General features: G+C 42.6%; 4 protein-coding genes. All 4 read left to right on the top strand.

Annotation, left to right across the window (positions count from 1 at the left end; translation table 11 throughout):
• Positions 1–20: 20 nt before the first annotated feature.
• The 4 genes from ectA to IQR33_RS26255 all read left to right on the top strand — a co-directional run bounded on the left by ectA (position 21) and on the right by IQR33_RS26255 (position 3,763).
• Positions 21–554 carry a diaminobutyrate acetyltransferase gene (ectA, locus tag IQR33_RS26270; protein ID WP_193837407.1) on the top strand — a complete coding sequence of 178 codons (534 nt, stop codon included), beginning with the start codon at positions 21–23 and terminating at the stop codon, positions 552–554.
• 34 nt (positions 555–588) lie between these two features.
• Positions 589–1,854: a diaminobutyrate--2-oxoglutarate transaminase gene (gene ectB / locus IQR33_RS26265; RefSeq protein ID WP_193837406.1), complete on the top strand. Its 1,266-nt coding sequence runs from the start codon at positions 589–591 to the stop codon at positions 1,852–1,854.
• 14 nt (positions 1,855–1,868) lie between these two features.
• The gene (locus IQR33_RS26260; protein ID WP_005377769.1) at positions 1,869–2,255 is read left to right on the top strand and encodes an ectoine synthase; all 387 of its coding nucleotides are present in this window, start codon (positions 1,869–1,871) and stop codon (positions 2,253–2,255) included.
• A gap of 86 nt (positions 2,256–2,341) precedes the next feature.
• Positions 2,342–3,763, top strand: coding sequence for an aspartate kinase (locus IQR33_RS26255; protein WP_047100661.1), 1,422 nt, complete (start codon positions 2,342–2,344; stop codon positions 3,761–3,763).
• Positions 3,764–3,916 lie beyond the last annotated feature (153 nt).

The following is a 3,916-nucleotide window of genomic DNA, read 5'->3' as shown; positions in this document are numbered from 1 at the left end:
CAAAGGATATGTATTTTCACATGATCACATCAGCACCTTGGGTCCTTTATCCAGAGATTGGAGAAGACTCAAGTAAAAAATGGATTTTTCGTGAGCCTGAAATCTCTGATGGTGACGACATTTACAGCTTGATTGCAGACTGTCCTCCATTGGACATGAACTCATCTTATTGCAATTTCCTACAGTCTACGCATTTCAGCAAAACCAGTATTTTGGTTGAGCAAAAAGGCGAAATCGCAGGTTTCATTTCCGGTTATCAGAAACCAGACGAGCAAGACGTTTTATTTGTCTGGCAAGTTGCAGTCTCACCTCGCTTTAGAGGTCATGGTTTAGCATTCCGCATGTTGAAAGAACTTCTCACCCGAGAGGAATTAGGCGGTGTTAAATCGGTAGAAACTACCATCACGGAAGATAATAAAGCCTCTTGGGCACTGTTCAAAAAGTTAGATGCGATGAACGGCAATTCTGGCCAAGTAAGCACATTTTTGGATGAAGAAGCCCACTTTAAAGGCAAACACGATACAGAATATTTGTATCGCATTCCTCTCAAATAATCCTCAAACAATAGGAATTAAAAACGGTCTCATCATGGATATTTTCAAAAAGCAGGAATCCAACGTACGCTCATATTCAAACAATTTCCCGGTCGTTTTTCGTAAAGCGAAAGGCTGCTGGCTAGAAACAGAACAAGGTGAACGATACTTAGACTTCCTTGCTGGAGCGGGATCTCTAAATTACGGCCATAACAATCCAGTACTAAAACAAGCGTTGCTTGAGTACATTGAAATGGACGGTATTACTCACGGTTTGGATATGCACTCAGAAGCGAAAGCATCGTTTCTGGAAGCGTTGGATACTTACATCCTTAAACCAAGAAACTTGGATTACAAGGTTCAGTTTACGGGCCCAACAGGTACTAACGCTGTTGAGGCGGCATTGAAGCTGGCTAAAAAAGTAAAAGGCCGCGACAGCGTCGTTGCGTTTACTAACGGTTTCCATGGTTGTACTGCTGGCGCACTGGCTGCAACGGGTAACCAGCATCACAGACAAGGTAACGGTTCTAGTCTAAGTAACGTCACTCGTATTCCATTTGAAGGTTACGCTGGCGTAGATGGTCTTGCGCTGTTCGAAACCATGCTAAATGATAACTCTGCAGGTATGGATAAACCAGCCGCTGTACTTCTTGAAACTGTGCAGGGTGAAGGTGGTTTAAATGCTGCTTCAAACGAGTGGTTACAACGTTTGAGCAAAATCTGTAAAGCCAATGACATTCTTGTGATTGTCGATGACATTCAAGCAGGTTGTGGACGTACCGGTACTTTCTTTAGTTTCGAGCCGTCTGGTATCCAACCGGATATCGTGACGCTATCGAAGTCGATCGGTGGTTACGGTTTGCCGATGGCTGTCGTATTACTTAAGCCTGAGCTTGACCAGTGGAAGCCAGGCGAGCATAACGGTACGTTCCGTGGCAATAATCACGCCTTTATTACTGCTGCAAAAGCACTAGAAATTTACTGGGCAAACGATGATTTTGAAACACACATCAAGCAGTGTTCAGACAAGGTAAGTGCAGTGATTGACCGTTGTGTTCGTCGCTTTCCACAAATGTTTGTGCAGAAAAAAGGCCGCGGCATGATGGTTGGTGTTGAATGTATCAATGGTGACATGGCATCTGAAATTGCGAAAAACTGTTTCGAGAATGGAATGGTGATAGAGACAGCGGGTCCAGAAGATGAAGTTGTGAAGTTCTTCTGTCCACTAACCATCAGCGAATCAGAGCTAGATCAAGGACTAAGCATCTTTGAAAATGCAGTAGAGACTATCGCTGCGAAACATTTCAAACAAGCATCTTAATAAGGATTTTAATTATGATCGTCAGAACTCTAGATGAATGCCGCAACAGCGAACGACGTGTTGTTTCAGATAACTGGGAAAGTGTCCGCATGTTGTTGAAAGACGACAACATGGGTTTCTCTTTCCACATCACAACGATTTATGAAGATACAGAAACTCATATTCACTATCAAAACCACCTTGAATCGGTGTTTTGTATGAGTGGTGAAGGTGAGATTGAAGTTGTAGGTGGAGAAACGTACCCAATTAAACCAGGTACATTATACATCCTTGATAAACACGATGAGCACTACTTGAGAGCTTATAAGAATAAAGAAATGGTAATGGCGTGTGTGTTTAACCCACCGATTACTGGCGCTGAAGTGCACGATGAAAACGGTGTTTATCCTCTCGTTGACTAAAAGATGATGGTGGGGTGCTTTGCCACCCCACACTTTACTATCTCTTCTTTTTTCTTTTTAAAGTTACCAATCAAAAAAGGCTTATCATGACATTTACCGTAGAAAAAATCGGCGGTACATCAATGACAGCATTTGATGCTGTTCTCGACAATATTATTCTTCGTCCCAAAACACCATACAATCGTATTTTTGTCGTATCTGCATACGGTGGTATGACCGATGCGCTGCTCGAGTGTAAAAAAACCAGTAAACCAGGCGTTTATCAGCTTATCGCGAAACGCGACGACAAATGGGAAGAAGCGTTAGCGTACGTTGAAAGCCGTATGTTGCTGACCAATGAAAATATTTTTGCGGACCCAATGAATCGTATCCGTGCGGATAAATTCATTCGCTCCCGCATTGCTGAAGCGAAAAACTGTATCGCGAATATTTTAGAAACCTGTCAGTACGGTCAATTTTCGTTGCGCCAGTACTTGCCTCAAATTCGAGAGTTTCTCTCGTCTATCGGTGAGGCACATAGTGCTTACAACACAGCACTAAAACTAAAAAATATGGGTATTAACGCTAAGTTCGTTGACCTGTCTGGTTGGGATAATCAAGCGCCAAGAAGCCTTGATGAGTCGATCAGTGACGCGTTTGCTGATATCGATGTATCAAAAGAACTGCCAATCGTGACAGGTTATGCTTACTGTAAAGAGGGCCTAATGCACACTTATGACCGAGGTTATAGTGAGATGACATTTAGCCGAATTGCAGCAATAACAAAAGCGGATTTAGCAGTAATTCACAAAGAGTACCACTTGAGCTCAGCGGACCCACGCGTTGTTGGCCCTGAAAAAGTATTACCAATTGGTAGTACAAACTATGACGTAGCAGACCAACTTGCTAACCTTGGCATGGAAGCGATTCACCCAAATGCCGCTGCGGGTTTACGTGAAAGTGGTATTGAGCTACAGATTAAAAATACATTCGAACCTGAACACGAAGGTACTTTGATCTCTTCAAGCTACCGCCCAGAAGAAGACAAAGTCGAGATCATCGCAGGTAAAGAAAAAGTATTTGCACTGCATTTGTTTGACCAAGCAATGGTGGGAAAAGCCGATAACGTTAGTTACGAATTGATGGAAATCATCTCAGATGCTCGTGTAAGTTTGGTTGGTAAAGAGATGAACGCTAACTCTATTACTTACTATCTAGGTGGCAGTTCTGATAGCTTAAACAAAGTATTGTATAAAGCCGAGAAACGTTATCCGAATGCCTCGATTAAAGGCCGTATGGTCGCGCTTATCTCAGCCATCGGTTCTCAAATTGATACCAACAAGACGTTGGCAAAAGGTGTACTTGCATTGATGAATAATGGCGTTACGCCAGTTGCACTGCACTCATCGTTGAGAAATGTAAATGTTCAATTTGTTGTCGGTGATAAGGAATACCAGCACGCGATTTGCGCATTGCATGATGAGTTTTTCCAAAGTAGCAGTTTAGCTAAATCGGTTAATGTGGCTTAGTTTATCCACGGTTAAAATACAAAGGAGAGCAGGTTAGCTCTCCTTTTTTGTTTTTCAGTTTGTACTCACAATGCCCACTTTGTATAGGCTAAACAGGCGATTTAAGTAAGTTCCTATGTGGCGATACACATAAGCCAGCAGAATGGTCTGCTG

It is taken from the genome of Vibrio sp. OPT46 (assembly GCF_015163535.1).
Lineage (GTDB): Bacteria > Pseudomonadota > Gammaproteobacteria > Enterobacterales > Vibrionaceae > Vibrio > Vibrio alginolyticus.
The sequence above is the reverse complement of the archived record's forward strand: the minus strand, read 5'-3'. Positions and strand labels throughout refer to the sequence as shown.